Origin of the sequence: Azospirillum brasilense (genome assembly GCF_022023855.1) — a bacterium.
GTDB lineage: Bacteria > Pseudomonadota > Alphaproteobacteria > Azospirillales > Azospirillaceae > Azospirillum > Azospirillum brasilense_F.
Genome location: NZ_CP059455.1, coordinates 31,905 through 47,190 on the forward strand (window position 1 = coordinate 31,905; position 15,286 = coordinate 47,190).

Below are 15,286 nucleotides of genomic sequence, written 5' to 3' on the forward strand. Positions count from 1 at the left end.
AACGACCTATTGCTTCCTCAGCGCAACGGCGGTGGCAAAGAAGCTGGCCTCCACCGTAAGATGCTGCGCACCGCGTACAGAGCACTCTGATTGTCCTCAATGGAAAAGTAGCGGTGCAGTTCCGCAACGGCCGCCCATTCGCCGCCCTCCTCATACGCCCGGCAGATCGCCGCGCGTTCGTCCTCGCTCACCGTGAACATGCCGCATCCTCTGCTTCGTTGCCGTCGTCGGCCGGGATGGCTTCCGCATCCACCCCGGCCTCGGCAAAGGCGCGGCGGAGGGAGGCGAGAACCGCCGCACTGGCGGGCTTCTTGCCACGCTCGAACTCACCAACAACGGTGGGGCTGCGCATGGCTCGATGCGCCAACTCCTCGATGGACCAGCCAAGCCTCCGGCGAGCTGTTTTGCACTGGGTGGGGGTCATGACGCGATCTCGATCAAGGCTGGTCTCCGATGTAAGGCTATTCCACCGCAGTGCTAGGCTGTCCGTCCAGCAAGCCTTGCTCGCGGGCGCGGTCGAGCAGCGCCTTGACGCTCGACGGCGCCCAGGTCCGCGCCCCGGTCTTGGTGAGAACGCCTTGGCGTTCCAACTGTCGGCCGATGCGGGTGAGGGTCGGCTTTTCGCCGTCGGCGGCGTTGTGGATGGTCGCGACCAGCTCCACCAAGCGCTTGTCCTGGGCGATTGCCTTTTTGGCGCGGCGTGGTGCGGCCTTGAGCAGATCGGGTTCGGCCAAGCCGTCGGCGACCAGGCGGCGGACGGCGCGGATCAGCGCGTCGCGTGTCCAGGGCGCCGGGTTGTCGCCGGGGCGCTTCTTCACCGCGGTGTTGAGGACGTCGACGACACGGTCCCAGGGCTGGGCCGGCCGCAGGCGGCGCACGACGGGAAGGAACTCGCCGGCGCCAGCGGCCACCCGCTCGCTCCGGCGGTCGTCCCGCGCCCGGGCGACCCGCCGGCGGGTGAGCGGGTCTTTGGCGACCAGGCCGGGGTTGCCCGGCTGCTTGCCAACCGCCTTGGCCGCCCGCACGCCAGCCTTGGTGCGCTCGCGGATCAGGGAGCGTTCGAATTCGGCGACCGCCCCGAGAATCTGCAGGGTGAACTTGCCCTGCGGGCTGCCGGTGTCGATGGGATCGCCGAGCGACTTGAAGGCCACCCCCTTGCGCTCCAGCGTGTCGATGACCGCCAGCAGGTGGGCGAGCGAGCGGGCCAGGCGGTCGATGCGCACGACGACCAGCGTGTCGCCCTTCTTCACCCGGGTCAGCACGGCCTTGAGCTGCGGACGCTCGCGGTCGGCGCCCGAGGCGTTCTCGCGAAAAATCTCGGTGCAGCCGAATTTCCTCAGATCGAGGATCTGCGCCTCGGTCGACTGGTCCTCGGTGGAAACGCGCGCGTAGCCGATGAGCGCCATGGGGCCTGCCTTTTCCTGTCCATGCGGCGCATCCGGCCCAGAGTTCGGTCATCAAGCCTGTCGCCGCAGAGTCATTGATGCGAAAAGTGGGTGAGGAATTCTGCGGTGGTTAAGCCCTTTCCTCAGAGCGGTTCATGCGAAAAGCAGAGCTATTCTGGTGAAAAGCCGAGAGTGGATCGGGTGAAACGTGCAGAACCATCCACGCGGGGACCAGCCGCTGACGGGCGTGCCGGACGAGATCTGGGAGATCGCTCGAGAGCGTGAACGCGTGATCCGGCGGCTGGTCCTGGAGCCACCCGCCTACGGTGCCCGCAGCGAAGTGATGGCCGCAGCAGCGGCCGAATTGGGATTCAGTCCCCACCATCTCTATCGGCTGCTCAAAGCCTACGAAGCCGATCCCCGAACCCGGTCACTGGTGCCGAAGACGCCGGGTCCACAGGCCGGCGCCCGCCGGCTCGCTCTGCGCGTCGAAACGATCATCGAGGAGGAGATCCAGACCCGCTACATGGATCTGCTCAAGCCGAAGAAATCACTCCTGATGAAGGGCATCCATGCCCGGTGCGCCGCCGAAGGGCTGGGCAAGCCGGCCCGTGAAACCGTTGAAGCCCGCCTGGCGGTCATCAGCAAGCGGGAGCAGACCAAGCGTCGCCACGGCCCCAAGAAGGCGCGCGAGGAGTTCAACCCGATCCGCGGATCGCTGGAGGCCGAACGCGCCCTGGAGATCGTCCAGATCGACCACACCCCGACCGACGTGATGGGGGTGGAGCCCGACACGCTGGAGGTCATCGGGCGCCCGTTCATCACCCTGGCGATCGACATCCGAACCCGGATGTACTGCGGTTTCTACCTGACCTTCGATCCGCCCAGCGCGTCCAGCGTGGCGGCCTGTGTCGCCCACGCGGTGATGAACAAGAGTGACTGGCTGTCGGCGCGCGGTCTTCCGGCCAAATGGCCAGTCGCGGGCCTGTGCGAGGTCATCCATGTCGACAACGGCAAGGAGTTCCACTCCAAGGCCTTCACCCGGGCCTGCGAGGATTACGGCATCGAGGTGCGGTACCGGCCGCCGGGAACGCCGCACATGGGCGGCCACGTCGAGCGGCGCATCGGCCACCTCATGCAGGAGCTGCACCTGCTGCCCGGCACCACCTTCTCCACCATCAAGGAACGGGGCATCTACGATCCGGCCGGCAACGCCTGCCTCACCATCGCCGAGATCGAGTGGCTGGTGGCCAGCATCATCCTGGAGCATCACGCCAGCTTCCACGAAGGCATCGGCACGGCCCCGCTCGCCAAATGGACCGCCGACACGGAGGGGCGGACCTTCCGCACCCCGGCCGACCTGCGGACGTTCCACCGCGACTTCCTGCCGTTCGAGGATCGGAAGGTCCAGCGGGACGGCATCCACCTCTTCAACGTCCTCTACTGGCACGACGCGCTGACGCCCTTCCTTCACGACAACGCGTGGGTGACGGTCCACTACGATCCGGCCAACCTGTCCAAGGTCTTCGTCCGGGGCGTGTCGGGGGAGTACCTGGAGGTGCCCTACCGGAACCTGCGCCGTCCGGCCATCTCCAAGTGGGAGCTGAAGGCGGCCACCCGCGCGCTGCGCCGGCAGGGACGGGCCGGCGTCGACGAGGCGATGATCTTCGAGATGGTGCTGGCGCGACGCAAGCTGGTCGACGAGGCCCGCGGCCGCAGCCGGCGGGCGCGGCTGGAGCATGCCCGCGGCGCCCGGCCGGGATCGGGACCGGCGCTGCCGGCCCCAAACCCGACGCGGACGATCGACGCGGAGTTCCAGGTCATCGCCGAGGACGCCGACGATGTTCCTCTCGACCTGCCCTTCTACGAGACCGAGGAGTGGGATGACTGACGCACACGGGCATCTGGGAACCTCGGCGCGCGATGTGATCGGGCTGTCCCCCGAGGAACGGATCGCCCGGATGCAGAGCCGCCGCTTCACCGAGTACCCGCGCTGCCGCATGGTGCTCGATCTGCTGAGCGACCAGGTCAACCAGCCGAGCGGCGTGGTGAAGCCCAACCTGCTGGTCTGGGGCGAGTCCGGACAGGGCAAGTCGACCATCATGAAAAAGCACCTGCGCGACCACCCGGCGGTCTTCGACAAGCAGACCGGCGTGCGGCGCGCGGCGGTGGTTGGCCTGGAAATGCCGCCGATGTGCGACGTCAAATGGTTCTACATCAAGCTGCTCGGCGCCATCGACGCGCCGGTCAGCGAATCCCGCAGCAGCCTGCCGGTCCTGGCGGACCGGGTGGTTGCCCTCTATCGCCTGATGGGCGTTCGTCAGATCCTGGTCGACGAGGCGCACAACATGCTGATGGGCAGCGTGCGGCAGCAGCGCATGATGCTGGCGGTGATCCGGAATCTGTCCAACGAGCTGGGCATTCCGCTGGTGCTTTTCGGCATCCAGGACGCCCGCGAGGCCCTGATGCACGACCGTCAGCTGACACGGCGTTTCCGTTTCATCGAACTGCCGATGTGGGGAGCCGGGGAGGAGTTCCAGTCCCTGGTCGGCAGCATCCTGCGCTCCTTGCCGCTGCGCCGCCCTTCGCCCCTGACGACGCGCGCGCTCAAGACTCTGCTGACCCACAGCGACGGCGGGACGGCCAAGCTGTTCGAAACCTTCATCGACCTCGGCATCGACGCCATCCGCTCCGGGGAGGAGCGCATCACGCCGGAGATGATCAAGGATTACGTCAGCCTGCCGGCCCTGGCGTGACCGGCGGGCCGCTGTTCACCACCGTGCCGGGGTTGCCGGTGGTGCCGCTCCCGGCCAAGGGAGAAGCTCTGAACAGCTGGATCTGGGCGATCGCACACATCTACGGGCTGACACCGGTGGCTTATCTTCGGCGGTTGGGCATTCCGCATCGCTGGGTGACCAAGGCGATCAAACAGGATCTGGTGATCCAGCCGATGCCGAGCGTGATGGAGCGGCTTCAGGCTGACACCGGGATGGCTCCGGACGTGGTTTGGGGCATGACCTTCGTTGGGCTGGACCGCGAACTGGAGAACGCCTGCCGACGCCACCACGCCCCTTGCGCAGCGTGTGTGAACGAAGCGTCCCGGCAGGCGGGGCGACCTGTTGAGTTGCTTCATGCGCGGGCCGCGTGGCGGATCGTCTGCCCCGATCATCTGCCCGACCCGAAGCCGATGGAGATGACGGACGGTCTCCCGCTGGCGGCCTTCCATGGCCAGGTGCGAACCATCATCAGGTTTCTCGACCGGGCGGCGTTCGATCCGCAGGCCTTTGAAGGCATCGTCGGCACACGGATGGCGCCAGCCTTCACGGTCACGGTCTTCCTGCGCTTCGTGTTTCTGCTGAACACGCATCTCAGCGTCCGCATCACCGAGTTCGATGAACTGCGTGACTGGGCGGGGTTCCGCATCCGGCGGGCCTTCACCCGGAACGCGGCCGGCGAACCGACGCGGCTTCCGCCGCCGGAACGGAACAATCCGGCCATCTCCCTGGTTCTGGCGTGGCAGCTCGTGACCGCTCCGCTCCGTACGCTGCTGGCCGGTCTGCACACCGTCAATCCGGTTCACCGCAAGACAGCACGGGACACAGGACAGCTCATCGCCCTGGCCTGTCTCCTGCTGGAGTTTTGGCCGGGCGAGATGCTGACCCCGCTGTTGACTAGGCTCGCCTTGTCCCGCCAGGACTGGAACGGCGATGGCGGCCGCACCGGGCTGGCCATCGCCACGACCGCTCCGTGGAGCAACGACCCGAGCCATTCCGCGCGCTTGGCCGAGGCGCACTGGACGCACACCGCCTGGACCCGCGTTCTGTTCTCCAATGCGATCTGGAACCGCCATCACCGGCGGGTTTCCCAGTTCCCGGTCGCCGGACCGTTCCGCGGGCGGTTGTTGGCTGCCAACGGGCAAGCGGCGCCCCTGATCGGGGAGATCCGCCGCGAGGCGGGACAGAGCGGCCGGAAGAAACCTGCCGGTTTGGGGCGGTTCCAGGCAAAACCGGCGCCGGCGGTCCAAGAGGCGCACGCAGCGCCGCCGCAGCCGGTGTCGGTGCCCGCCGTCCCAACGCACATCGCCCAGGCTGTCCAGTTCGCCTTGGACGCCCATGGCCCCTTGCCGACCGGAAAGCTCAGCGTGCGCCAACGGCGTGCGGTGCTGCGCAAGCTGTCCGCCGCCGCGGTTCGATGCTTGAATCAAGAGGCGTGGTGCGGGTCCCCGGCGCCCCCCACACGACCCGCCACCCCATCCCTGAAGACGCGTTGATACCAAACCGCCGTCACGATCCTTGCGAGGACAGCATCACCGGAACGTTAAGCGGCGTGCCCGTCACAGTGGCCAACCCGGCGCCGGGGCCAACTCGAACAGGCTGATGGCGGTCGCCGCGGCAAGTTCGTAGACGTTGCTGGCGCCGATGAGCGCTGACGGGGCTGCGGCGCATTCGGACAGGCGCACCGCCGTCTCCCGACAACCGGCCAGGATCTGCTTGCCAACGCCGGTGCCGGTTCCCATGTGGAAAACATCAAGCTTGCTCCGGGGCCTGTTATCTCCAGCCCCGGCCCCCGGTCTGGGTCTCTTTTCCCGAAGTGAATTTGATCCCCTCCCGATGTCGGGCGGGGCACCACCAAACAAGGGAACAGGCCCATGGCCATCGGCACCGTGAAGTGGTTCAACTCCACCAGGGGCTACGGCTTCATCCAGCCGGAGGACGCCTCGGCGAACGTCTTCGTCCACATCTCCGCCGTCGACCGTTCCGGCATCGGCCATCTCAACGAAGGACAGAAGCTGTCGTTCGAGGCCGTCCGCGACCCGCGGCGGGGCAAGGTTCCGGCCGAGGGTCGGCGCGCGCTTTGAGCGCCGAGGCTGCCGAAATTCAACAGAAACGGCAACGGCCGGCGGACTTTGTCCGCATCGGCCGGAGGACCCTCATGACCACCCAACCTCCTTCGACCGGGACCACCCAGGTCGCCCGCCCCCGGCTTTGACCAGGCATGGGCGCCGGGATGGCCCCGTTTCACCCCGCGCGAGATCCGCCGGATCGCTCTCGACCCTCTGGGCTGAGCGCGTCTCACGCCGAACAGCCTCCACTCCAAGAACAGCCGGAAACAGCGGTCCGATCCGCGACAACGGTGTCGGGAGCGCCCTGCGGGTTCTGGAAAGATGCAGCGCGAGGGGTTTTTTGATCGCGACCGCCGGTTCCACAGGCCGATCGGCGGCCTCAAGGTCGTCAGGCCCCATTCCGGAGCTTTACCGGACCAACCATTGGAGACGGGACACAGCCAACCCCTACGATGCGAACCCGGTCCGCGAAGGCCCGTGCATCAACCGGAACATCACGGCACGCACGGTGCGGCCCGTCACCGCCGTTTGACGACATGGCCGGCGGGACGTCGGTTCGCAAAGCCTGACGGTCGGGGAGCGGAAACCGGTGCGGCCCGCTCAAACCGGCCGGCGCATGCCGTGCCAATCCAACGGGACCCGCCGCCACGACGAAGGCTTTCGGATGAACGCGCCGTCGACTCCTCCTGTTCACATCCTTCTGGTCGAGGACGAGGCTGTCGTGGCCATGGCCATGGAGGACACGCTGGTCTGTGCGGGGTTCCGTGTCACGGTCACGCACAACGGCCGGGACGCGCTGGAAGCCGATGCCAAGGACCGGGCCGATCTGTTGCTGACCGATCTCAGGATGCCCATCATGGACGGGAAGGTCCTGATCCAACGGTTGCGTGGCGGCCGGCCCGGTCTTCCCGTCGTGGTCGTGACCGGGACGCCGCCGGAGGACGGCGTGGCCAGCATTCAAAGGGGCGACCCCGGTCGCATGCGGCTCCTTGTGAAACCAATTTCGATGGCGGACCTTGTCGTCGCCGTCCAGTGGGTGATCGAGCCGGCATGATGCCTGCCGGACCCGCCGATCGTGCTCCTCACCGGAGCCTCGGCGTCGGTCCGGGCAGCGGTGTCGTCATCCCGGAAACGTGACCGTCACGGCGACACCGGAATCGTGGCCGATGTCCATCTCGCCGTCGATCTGTTCGACGAGGGAGCGGACGATCCCATAGCCAAGGGCACCTTCGCGATCGCCGGACATACCCACTCCGTTGTCGCGCACGCGCAGCATCACATGGCTGGCGCCCGACCGCCGGGCCGTCACCTTGATGTGCCCCGTTCGAGACGACGGAAACGCGTGCTTCACGGCGTTGGTGACCAGTTCGTTCACCACCAGCCCCAGCGCGATGGCGTGGTTGGCCGGCACGTGAATGTCCTCGTCCGCCTGCGCCTCGATCCGGATGCCGGTGTTCGTGCCGGCCGCCGTCATCAGGGACGCGCAGAGATCCCTCAGGTAGGGAGCGAGGCCGATCCGGCTGGGGTCCCGGGATTTGCTGAGCAGATGGTGGGCCTGCGCCATCGCCCCCAGCCGCTCCTGCGTTTCCAGGAAGAGTGCCCTGACCGTCGGGTCCGCTTGCTGGTAGGCCTGGGTGATCAGCAGCGACGATGCGATGGCCAGGCTGTTCTTGGCCCGGTGGTCCACCTCGCGCAGCAGCACCCCGTTCTCCGCCAGAAGGCGGGACAGGCGCGCGTTGGCCGCCGTCAACTCCTGCGTCCGCTCGGCCACGCGCCGCTCCAGGTCCCGGGTGAGGTGCCGCAGTTCGTCCTCGGCGACGCGGCGGCGCGTGATGTCCAGGAAGGACAGGAAATGGTGGACGACCCGGCCGCTGGCATCGGCCCAACCGCCGACGAACAGCGCTGCCCACAGTGTGCCGCCGTCCTTGCGGTACTGCAGGACTTCCAGCGTTTCGTCGCGCTGCTCGGCAAGGGCCGCCTTGAACCGTTGGATCGTCGCGGGATCGGTGTCCGGCCCGTCCAGGAAATGCGGCTCCTGCCCGAGGACTTCGTCCATGGTGTAGCCGGAGATGTCCAGAAAGGCGTCGTTGGCGAAGATCACCGGATTGCCCGGCAGCGTTGCATCGGTGACGATCATCGGCATCCGCGTGACCGCAACCGCCCGGGCGAAGATTCCTCCCTGCCGCTGCACCGCGTCCACCTGCCGCTCCGCATCGGAGCGCTCCGTTGTGCCGGGCAGGTTTGGCCGGAAGCCGTTCATGATCGGCAGCATGGCACGGGCATCGGACGGCGAAGCCCAATTTCAGCCGATCGAGCGGGTTTCCGCGACGCGTCCGGCCACCGTCCGTCCGCCAAGAAGTCACCCGTGTCGCACCTGGCTCCACCACCACGGTGCCGATGGCTGGCGGTCATCGGGCCGACGGGAACGGACATGGGTTCGCTCCGCTCTACGGGACGTCCGGGAACACAAACCGCTCACGCACGCGGGACGCGATGCGCTCGTCGGTCACCGGTGGGCCATATCCGGCGAGTGCGGCGCGCATCATGTCGTTCACGCCGTCGCCGGGCCGTCGCGTCCAGAGCGCAACGTCGAAGGTGCAGCCGAACACCGTCTGGTAACGTCCCAGAAGTTCGCGGTCGATCATGGAATTCCTCCTGGTTCGCGCCGCCACGGCGCAAGCACCGCCGGGCGCGGCCGCTTGGGGCGTGGTTTCGGCGCCATGATCCGCAATGGCTCCACCCAGCGTGGGGGATAGCCGTCAGCCCCGAAGGACCAGACGATCCGCGCAATGCCGTCCACGGCGCGCAGCGACACACGGGCGTCGTGACCGTCCTTGCCGGCTTGATGCGCGGCCTGCACGGCGGCGGTCAGAGCGCCGTCCCGTCCGCTCGGGAAGGGACCGTACCGGTTCTTCTCCAGAAAAATGAACCAACCGGCTCCACGTTGCGTGACGAGATAGTGCGCACGCGCCATGCCTCACTCCTCCCGCCGGTCCGGCAGGCGTGTGTCCGGATCACCCAGGGCGTTGGCGAGCTGATCGCCCATAAGGCCGGTTGCGGTCCGCAGGTCGGCACCGTGCAACCGCGCTCCCCACAAACTGGTTTCGGTGCAATCCGCGTCCGACAGGTCCGCGCCGGACAGGTCGGCATGATCAAGGTTCGCATTCCGGAGGTCGGCTTGACACAGGCGGGCCGCGCCGAGCCGGGCGTTCCACAACGAGGCCCGTTCCAGGCAAGCGCCGTCAAAGTTCGCGCCCGAAGCGTCGACATGGTCGAGGTCGGCGCCCCTCAGATCACAGCCATCGAGCCGCGCCCGGCGCAGGTCGGCGCGCCACAGCGACCGGCCGGACAGATCGGCATGGCGCAAGTCGGCTTGACGGCCCTCCTGCCCCACGCTCTCAAGCCACAGGCGGTGAGCGGCCAACACGGCGTCGAGTGCTTCGGCAGACGGCCGTACTCTCTCCGCCGGCGTGGATTCATGCCTGGCAGAGATGCGGAAACGCTCCGACATGATGTTGTCCTCTCTGCGGGTGTGGTCGGGACCAGGATGCACCTGCCCGAGGGGGCTCGGTGAACGGGGGCCGAGTCGCAGCGGAACCGGAAGCTCAGCGAAGGGCCAACTTCAGAAAATCCGCCGCTTTTTCCTGGGCGTCCGTTTCGGTAGACTTTTCACGACGATGGCCGGCCTGCGGCATCCGCTCTCATTCGGCGGATTTCATGTGCGGCGTCGCGAGCTTGCCGCCCATTGGCCATTGCTTCATCGGCACGGATGCGAGCCTCTACAGCCGCGCTCAGGAGTTCTTCAGATCTGATCCTGGCCCGGCAAGCCATTGCCTGAAGGCGGATGGATTTTTCCCGGAGTTGTTGGAACTGCATCGGCAATCTTTCTCTGTTGCGTTCACTTCCACCAGGGCCGATGCAGACCCGACCTGGACACCCAAGGGGGTGCCTAGGTTTCCGGTTCCTCCGCTAGCCGGATCCTTGAACCGGGTCGGTTGAGCGCCGCACCGCAGGGCTGCCTGGCCGGAAGGCAACAAAGTTGTGGCGTCCCGGAAAACACGACGATGCTCCTGCCAGCGTCGTTCGGCGACCGTCCAAGGCAGGCGCTCACGCAGAACATCGGCACCCTCGGGTGCAGGTCCCGCGAAAACCATGAAGCGCGAATCCATGATCACCCTCCTTCGATGCGGAAGCACCCTGCATCGCACGGGTCCGACCGGGAGCCATCACCCGAGCCGTTCCCAGCATCGGCGTTCGGCCTCCAACTCACTCTTCTCCGACCCGACGAAATCGACGCAGGAAATCAACCCGACGACCTGCCCGTCATGGACGACCGGCAAATGCCGGTACCCTCCGTCCTCCATCATCTAAAGGCCCGCGAGCGCGAGGTCCGTGGCGGGGATCGTGTCCGGATGCCGGGTCATGACTTCGGCTACGGTGACGCGCTCCGCATCCCGCCGCTCGGCGACGACGCGGCGAACCACGTCCTGCTCGGTGAGGATGCCGTCCAGCCGGCCGGCGGTCATGGCGAGCACCACGCACTGCCGCCGCTCCTTCATCGCCACCGCCGCGGCGTGGACCGTGGCCGAGGGAGGCAGGATCACCGCGTCAGTGGCGGGCATCGCTTCGAAGATTCGGCGCGGCATGGCGGGACTTCTCCACGGCGTTTGATGGGCAGGGTTCAATGGACAGGCATAGCGGCCATGGGGCCTCACAGGACCATCGGATTTCGGACGAGCGGGCCTGTTCCGGCGGAAACCACCAGCAATTTCTTGGCGCTTCTGAAATAGTTAAAAACGATATGGGGTGCTTCAACCAAATTTCCAGGAAAAATACAGGGGGTCTTCTCCAAAGTATAGTCCAAATGACTTTATTGCATTGTAACGCGGCGCAATACCATTCACCCCGGCATGGGGCGACGGCGTCGATGCTGTGACCACTGTGAATTTGAAAAAGGCGGCGTTTCCAACGAGTCAGGCTTATGAATACATACCCGCTCCGCCGTTCCCAAAGTTGTCCGAAGTCCAGGGTGCAGCCCCGCTTGGAATGGCTCTCGGATCTTTGTCTCGAACCGAGATGTGATGCCAATGCGACTGTTGGCAACATTGGTGATGCACAAGCGCTCACTATGGAGCAAGCGGGAGCATCCGACCGCTCATTCCCGGTACAAAAGGGCGGCAATCAGCCTTGAACGATTGATGCGGGCGGCCTGCTGGATGGATGCCGTCGTTGCCCGGCCCGTACTGGGGCAAGACTCCCGAACGCAATCCAGGCGCCATCAACCTGCAACGTCGCGCAACCAGTTCCTGAGAGGCGCTGAAGGTGATCGGCACATTGAACCATGCGTTGAGCATTCTGCTTCTTTCGTCCTCAGTGACGTTGCAGGCAGGATTTCTGGTGCTTGCCACGATGTCGGGGGCGGTTTCGGCCACAGACCTGCACGGTGTCTGGCTGACGGAGGACAAGGACGCCGCCCTCAAAATTTCTGAATGCGCTGGTCAGCTTTGCGGCCGAATTGTCTGGTTGGAGAGTTCGACGGAACCGGGTGGATCGCTTCGACTGGACCGGAACAATCCCGATCCTGCCAGGCATGCACAACGGATATGTGGGCTTGTTGTCATAACCGGCCTCAGATCCACCGGCGCCGATACGTGGGACGGGTCAGTCTACAACCCGCAGGATGGCCGGACCTACCGCGGCACCATCACCGCTTTGTCGGATCAGACATTGAAAGTTCACGCCTATATCGGCCTGCCGATCTTCGGCAGAAGCCAAACTTGGACACGGGTGAGAAACTCGTCCGCAAACGATATAGAATACAACTGTCGCAGCGGCCGATAGGATTTACTCTTTAACAGGGCGCTATCCACCCCTCATCCTTCTTCCGTGGCTCATGGGTTCATATGCCGGAATTGCCACGGTGCGAAGCTCATTTCAGCACCACGTCTTCCATGAAGCCCATCGCAGTCCCTTGATCAGCCTCGTTTGGAGGTGCAATGGCGATGAGGACGCCGCCAGGGCATACCCGATGCGGTCTGCCGACCATACGGAGCATGACCATGATCCTTCAAACGCCCACACCCCCCGGCTCTACAACCTTTTGGAGCGCTGCAATGGGGTATTTTGTGCCGCCGCTGGTGATCCCGGTCGCCGTCGTGCTGGCGGTCGTTCTCTTCGTCTTGATTCATGGGCCCGTGGCCTGAACCGCCCGTGGCCTGAACCGGAGGAATCGCCATGCTCAGGAATGTCGAGAGGGAAGCCTTCGAACGGTGCGTTGCCCACGTCACGCTCCGCCCGGACGATTTCAGAATGAAGGACCGCGTCGAGGCCCAGGTCGTCAGGGGCGGCACGGTCCAGTTCCACACCATCACGGTGACCTATGCGCCGACCCGAACCTGCCGGGTCTACTATTCGTCGCTCCCCTCCGCCTGGTGCGGACCGTTCAGAAAGGATCTGGACGACGGGGTGTTCTACTGATCCGGCGATCAACCGGTGCAGGCCGTGAGGTGGCCCGTGTCACCGCCGGCGTTCGAGCGTGCCCTGGCGGCGTCCCTCGCCGTCTCGGATGACCAGCTCACCATCGGAGAAGCCGCGCTCGACGCTGCCGATGTGGCGTCCGGCGTTGTCGCGCAGCACATGGCTTCCATCAATGTCCGCCTCGATACGCCCGATGGGCCGGTTTCCCCGGTCGCGGACGACGCCGGCGGCATCGACGTGATCCCCGGGGGCGAAGAGGTGCGTGGGGGTGCGCTCACCGGCCGCGGCGGAGACGACGCCAATGGCGAAGGAAAGAAAAAGGGCTATGACGGCGGGCTTCATGGTGTCCTCAAGGGCAACGTTCGAGCCGCGGCCCTCCCTTATGTGGCGCTCCGCCCTCCATCTTGCGAGGGTGCGCACCGGACCCCGCGCATTTTGTCAGCCGCCCGGCGTCTTCAGTTCCGATTGGCGTGAAGATCGGTCACGTACCGCATCAGACACTCCGCCAGATACTCCGCCTCGGCGAAGGACAAACCACGCTGAACCGCCTCACAGACCAGTTCGCCGTTCACCACCGTGGTGTCGATGACCATCCAGCCATCGAAATCAAAGCGAAGCCCATATTCTATCATCATCCAATGGACATGGAGACGCGCGAGGGCACAGGCGACGGCGCAGACGAACACCTGCCGTCCGTACGGCCATGCATCGCACCGCCCGGGGCCGGACAAGGATCGCCATGCCGCACGAGACGACATTCATCGCCACCATCGTCGTGGGCTTGGTTCTCGCCTTCCTGGGCGGCCTTCTCGCCAGCAAGCTCCGGTTGCCTCCCCTTGTCGGCTATCTGCTGGCCGGTGTCGCGGCCGGCCCCTTCACGCCCGGCTTCGTTGCCGACGAGGGGCTGGCATCCCAGCTTGCCGAGATCGGCGTCATCCTCCTGATGTTCGGGGTCGGCCTCCATTTCTCGATCAAGGATCTGCTCGCCGTCCGCGCCATCGCGATCCCCGGCGCCCTCGGCCAGATCGTGATGGCGACGGCGCTCGGCATCGGCGTCGCGCACATCTGGGGCTGGCCGTTCGGCGCGGGCCTGGTGTTCGGGTTGGCGCTGTCGGTCGCCAGCACCGTGGTGCTGCTGCGCGCCCTTGAGGAGCGCAACATCCTGGATTCGCCGAACGGACGGATCGCCGTCGGCTGGCTCATCGTCGAGGATCTCGCCATGGTGCTGGCGCTGGTGCTGTTGCCGGCTCTGGCGGGCGTGCTCGGCGGTACGCCGCGCGGCGCGGCGGACGAAGCCGGCGGCGGCGTCCTGGCCGCGACCCTGGCGCTGACGCTGGGCAAGGTCGCGGTGTTCCTGGCCCTCGTGCTGGTGGTCGGTACGCGCGCCATCCCGTGGCTTCTGATGCAGGTCGCCCGGACCGGCTCGCGCGAGCTGTTCACGCTCTCGGTGCTGGCGACCGCGCTCGGCATCGCCTTCGGCTCGTCCGAGCTGTTCGGCGTCTCCTTCGCGCTGGGAGCCTTCTTCGCCGGCGTCGTCCTGAGCGAAAGCGATTTCAGCCATCAGGCCGCGGCCGACGCGTTGCCGCTTCAGGACGCCTTCGCGGTGCTGTTCTTCGTCTCGGTCGGCATGCTGTTCGACCCGATGATCCTGGTCCATGAGCCGTTGGCCGTGCTCGCCGTCATCCTGGTCATCGTCCTCGGCAAGACGCTGGTGGCGTTCGGCATCGTGATGGCGTTCGGCTATCCGGCCTCGACCGCGCTCACCGTGTCGGCCAGTCTGGCGCAGGTCGGCGAGTTCTCGTTCATCCTGGCCGGCCTCGGGGTGACGCTCGGGCTGCTGCCGCCGGAGGGGCGCGACCTGATCCTCGCGGGCGCACTGCTCTCGATCACGCTCAACCCGTTGGTGTTCGCCGGCCTCGACCGTCTCTCCGGCTGGCTGCGCCGGAGGCCGGGCATGCTGGGCCGTCTCGAACGCCAGAGAAACGACAGACTGTCCGTGCTGCCTCCGGCCCACGAAGGCCCGCGGGACCATGCGGTCATCGTCGGTTACGGACGGGTCGGCAGCGTCGTCGGCAAGGGCTTGAAAAGCCAGAACCTGCCGATCGTGGTCATCGACCAGAGCCGCCGGCGGGTCGAGGCGTTGCGCAAACGCGGCGTGCCGGCGGTCTATGGGGACGCGACGACGCCGGGCGTCCTGGAGGCCGCCGGCACCCGACGGGCGCGGCTCATCGTCGTCGCCACACCCCAGGGCTACCAGACACGGCGCGTCCTCGATCTCGCGCGCCGGATCAACCCCTCCATCGACACGGCGGTGCGGACCCACAGCGAGGCGGAGGTCGCCCACCTGGAAAGGCAAGGCGTGGGTCTGGCGATCATGGGGGAGCGTGAACTCGCCTTCGGGCTGATGGACTACGCCCTGCGCAGTTTCGGTTCCTCGGACGACAAGGCGCGGGCCGTGGTCCAGGGGGTTCGGGTCGCGGGCGAGGGCGGCGTCTACGAGCGGCGGCACGGCGAGCCTTGGCGCGAGGCGCCGGAACTGCGCCAGCACCGCGACGAGGCCCCGCCACCCGATTGACAGACA

At 66.4% G+C, this 15,286-nt stretch carries 21 protein-coding genes and 1 pseudogene; 9 read left to right on the top strand and 13 right to left on the bottom strand.

Annotated features, from left to right (window positions below):
- Positions 1-17 precede the first annotated feature (17 nt).
- The 3 genes from H1Q64_RS33485 to H1Q64_RS33495 are packed head-to-tail and all read right to left on the bottom strand — an operon-like array spanning position 18 to position 1,406.
- Positions 18-200 carry a hypothetical protein gene (locus H1Q64_RS33485; RefSeq protein ID WP_237908333.1) on the bottom strand — a complete coding sequence of 61 codons (183 nt, stop codon included), beginning with the start codon at positions 198-200 and terminating at the stop codon, positions 18-20.
- The gene (locus H1Q64_RS33490) at positions 188-424 is read right to left on the bottom strand and encodes a helix-turn-helix domain-containing protein (protein ID WP_237908334.1); all 237 of its coding nucleotides are present in this window, start codon (positions 422-424) and stop codon (positions 188-190) included. The genes H1Q64_RS33485 and H1Q64_RS33490 overlap by 13 nt, the downstream gene beginning before the upstream one ends.
- Positions 425-461: 37 nt before the next feature.
- On the bottom strand, positions 462-1,406 hold the full coding sequence (locus tag H1Q64_RS33495; protein ID WP_237908335.1) for a recombinase family protein: 945 nt from the start codon (positions 1,404-1,406) through the stop codon (positions 462-464).
- Positions 1,407-1,593: 187 nt separating this feature from the next.
- Here H1Q64_RS33495 and H1Q64_RS33500 point away from each other — a divergent pair, with 187 nt between their 5' ends.
- Genes H1Q64_RS33500 through H1Q64_RS33510 form a run of 3 tightly spaced genes read left to right on the top strand, consistent with a single transcriptional unit; the run spans position 1,594 to position 5,655 of the window.
- On the top strand, positions 1,594-3,276 hold the full coding sequence (locus tag H1Q64_RS33500) for a Mu transposase C-terminal domain-containing protein (protein ID WP_237908336.1): 1,683 nt from the start codon (positions 1,594-1,596) through the stop codon (positions 3,274-3,276).
- On the top strand, positions 3,269-4,141 hold the full coding sequence (locus H1Q64_RS33505) for a TniB family NTP-binding protein (protein ID WP_237908337.1): 873 nt from the start codon (positions 3,269-3,271) through the stop codon (positions 4,139-4,141). The genes H1Q64_RS33500 and H1Q64_RS33505 overlap by 8 nt, the downstream gene beginning before the upstream one ends.
- Positions 4,138-5,655, top strand: coding sequence for a TniQ family protein (locus H1Q64_RS33510; protein ID WP_237908310.1), 1,518 nt, complete (start codon positions 4,138-4,140; stop codon positions 5,653-5,655). The genes H1Q64_RS33505 and H1Q64_RS33510 overlap by 4 nt, the downstream gene beginning before the upstream one ends.
- Positions 5,656-5,668: 13 nt before the next feature.
- Here the strand turns inward: H1Q64_RS33510 and H1Q64_RS33515 are convergent.
- A pseudogene (locus H1Q64_RS33515) lies at positions 5,669-5,838 on the bottom strand (arsenical-resistance protein); the annotation flags it as partial.
- A gap of 195 nt (positions 5,839-6,033) precedes the next feature.
- Here H1Q64_RS33515 and H1Q64_RS33520 point away from each other — a divergent pair.
- Both H1Q64_RS33520 and H1Q64_RS33525 read left to right on the top strand, forming a co-directional pair.
- A complete protein-coding gene (locus H1Q64_RS33520) occupies positions 6,034-6,243 on the top strand; it encodes a cold-shock protein (protein WP_237908311.1) in 210 nt (69 codons plus the stop codon).
- Between the two features lie 649 nt (positions 6,244-6,892).
- Positions 6,893-7,282 carry a response regulator gene (locus H1Q64_RS33525; RefSeq protein ID WP_237908312.1) on the top strand — a complete coding sequence of 130 codons (390 nt, stop codon included), beginning with the start codon at positions 6,893-6,895 and terminating at the stop codon, positions 7,280-7,282.
- Between the two features lie 66 nt (positions 7,283-7,348).
- Here the strand turns inward: H1Q64_RS33525 and H1Q64_RS33530 are convergent, their stop codons facing one another.
- From H1Q64_RS33530 to H1Q64_RS33560, 7 genes are all read right to left on the bottom strand, one after another.
- Positions 7,349-8,500 (bottom strand): sensor histidine kinase, encoded by a 1,152-nt coding sequence (locus tag H1Q64_RS33530; protein WP_237908313.1) that lies wholly within the window; start codon positions 8,498-8,500, stop codon positions 7,349-7,351.
- Between the two features lie 175 nt (positions 8,501-8,675).
- Positions 8,676-8,873, bottom strand: a complete 198-nt coding sequence (locus H1Q64_RS33535) for a hypothetical protein (RefSeq protein WP_174436303.1) — start codon at positions 8,871-8,873, stop codon at positions 8,676-8,678.
- Entirely contained in the window at positions 8,870-9,202 is a 333-nt protein-coding gene (locus tag H1Q64_RS33540; RefSeq protein ID WP_174436304.1) for a hypothetical protein, read from the bottom strand. Before H1Q64_RS33540 ends, H1Q64_RS33535 begins: the two co-directional genes overlap by 4 nt.
- Positions 9,203-9,205: 3 nt before the next feature.
- Entirely contained in the window at positions 9,206-9,739 is a 534-nt protein-coding gene (locus H1Q64_RS33545; RefSeq protein WP_237908314.1) for a pentapeptide repeat-containing protein, read from the bottom strand.
- Between the two features lie 280 nt (positions 9,740-10,019).
- Positions 10,020-10,397, bottom strand: coding sequence for a hypothetical protein (locus H1Q64_RS33550; protein ID WP_174436306.1), 378 nt, complete (start codon positions 10,395-10,397; stop codon positions 10,020-10,022).
- 57 nt (positions 10,398-10,454) lie between these two features.
- Positions 10,455-10,595 (bottom strand): hypothetical protein, encoded by a 141-nt coding sequence (locus H1Q64_RS33555; protein ID WP_237908315.1) that lies wholly within the window; start codon positions 10,593-10,595, stop codon positions 10,455-10,457.
- On the bottom strand, positions 10,596-10,874 hold the full coding sequence (locus H1Q64_RS33560) for a CBS domain-containing protein (RefSeq protein WP_237908316.1): 279 nt from the start codon (positions 10,872-10,874) through the stop codon (positions 10,596-10,598). It lies immediately after the preceding gene.
- A 676-nt stretch (positions 10,875-11,550) separates the two neighbouring features.
- On the opposite strand from H1Q64_RS33560, the gene H1Q64_RS33565 reads away from it, so the two are divergent.
- The 3 genes from H1Q64_RS33565 (at position 11,551) to H1Q64_RS33575 (ending at position 12,705) form a co-directional block, all read left to right on the top strand.
- The gene (locus tag H1Q64_RS33565) at positions 11,551-12,069 is read left to right on the top strand and encodes a DUF2147 domain-containing protein (RefSeq protein WP_174436308.1); all 519 of its coding nucleotides are present in this window, start codon (positions 11,551-11,553) and stop codon (positions 12,067-12,069) included.
- Between the two features lie 218 nt (positions 12,070-12,287).
- A complete protein-coding gene (locus H1Q64_RS33570; protein ID WP_237908317.1) occupies positions 12,288-12,431 on the top strand; it encodes a hypothetical protein in 144 nt (47 codons plus the stop codon).
- Positions 12,432-12,462: 31 nt separating this feature from the next.
- Complete coding sequence (locus H1Q64_RS33575) at positions 12,463-12,705, top strand: hypothetical protein (protein WP_183182275.1); 243 nt, start codon at positions 12,463-12,465, stop codon at positions 12,703-12,705.
- A gap of 39 nt (positions 12,706-12,744) precedes the next feature.
- Here H1Q64_RS33575 and H1Q64_RS33580 read toward each other — a convergent pair whose 3' ends face one another.
- Together H1Q64_RS33580 and H1Q64_RS33585 are read right to left on the bottom strand one after the other, a co-directional pair.
- Complete coding sequence (locus H1Q64_RS33580; protein ID WP_174436311.1) at positions 12,745-13,047, bottom strand: hypothetical protein; 303 nt, start codon at positions 13,045-13,047, stop codon at positions 12,745-12,747.
- Between the two features lie 113 nt (positions 13,048-13,160).
- Entirely contained in the window at positions 13,161-13,298 is a 138-nt protein-coding gene (locus H1Q64_RS33585; protein WP_174436312.1) for a hypothetical protein, read from the bottom strand.
- Positions 13,299-13,444: 146 nt separating this feature from the next.
- Between H1Q64_RS33585 and ybaL the strand changes: the two genes are divergently transcribed.
- The gene (ybaL, locus tag H1Q64_RS33590) at positions 13,445-15,280 is read left to right on the top strand and encodes a YbaL family putative K(+) efflux transporter (protein ID WP_174442002.1); all 1,836 of its coding nucleotides are present in this window, start codon (positions 13,445-13,447) and stop codon (positions 15,278-15,280) included.
- The last annotated feature ends 6 nt before the right edge of the window (positions 15,281-15,286 follow it).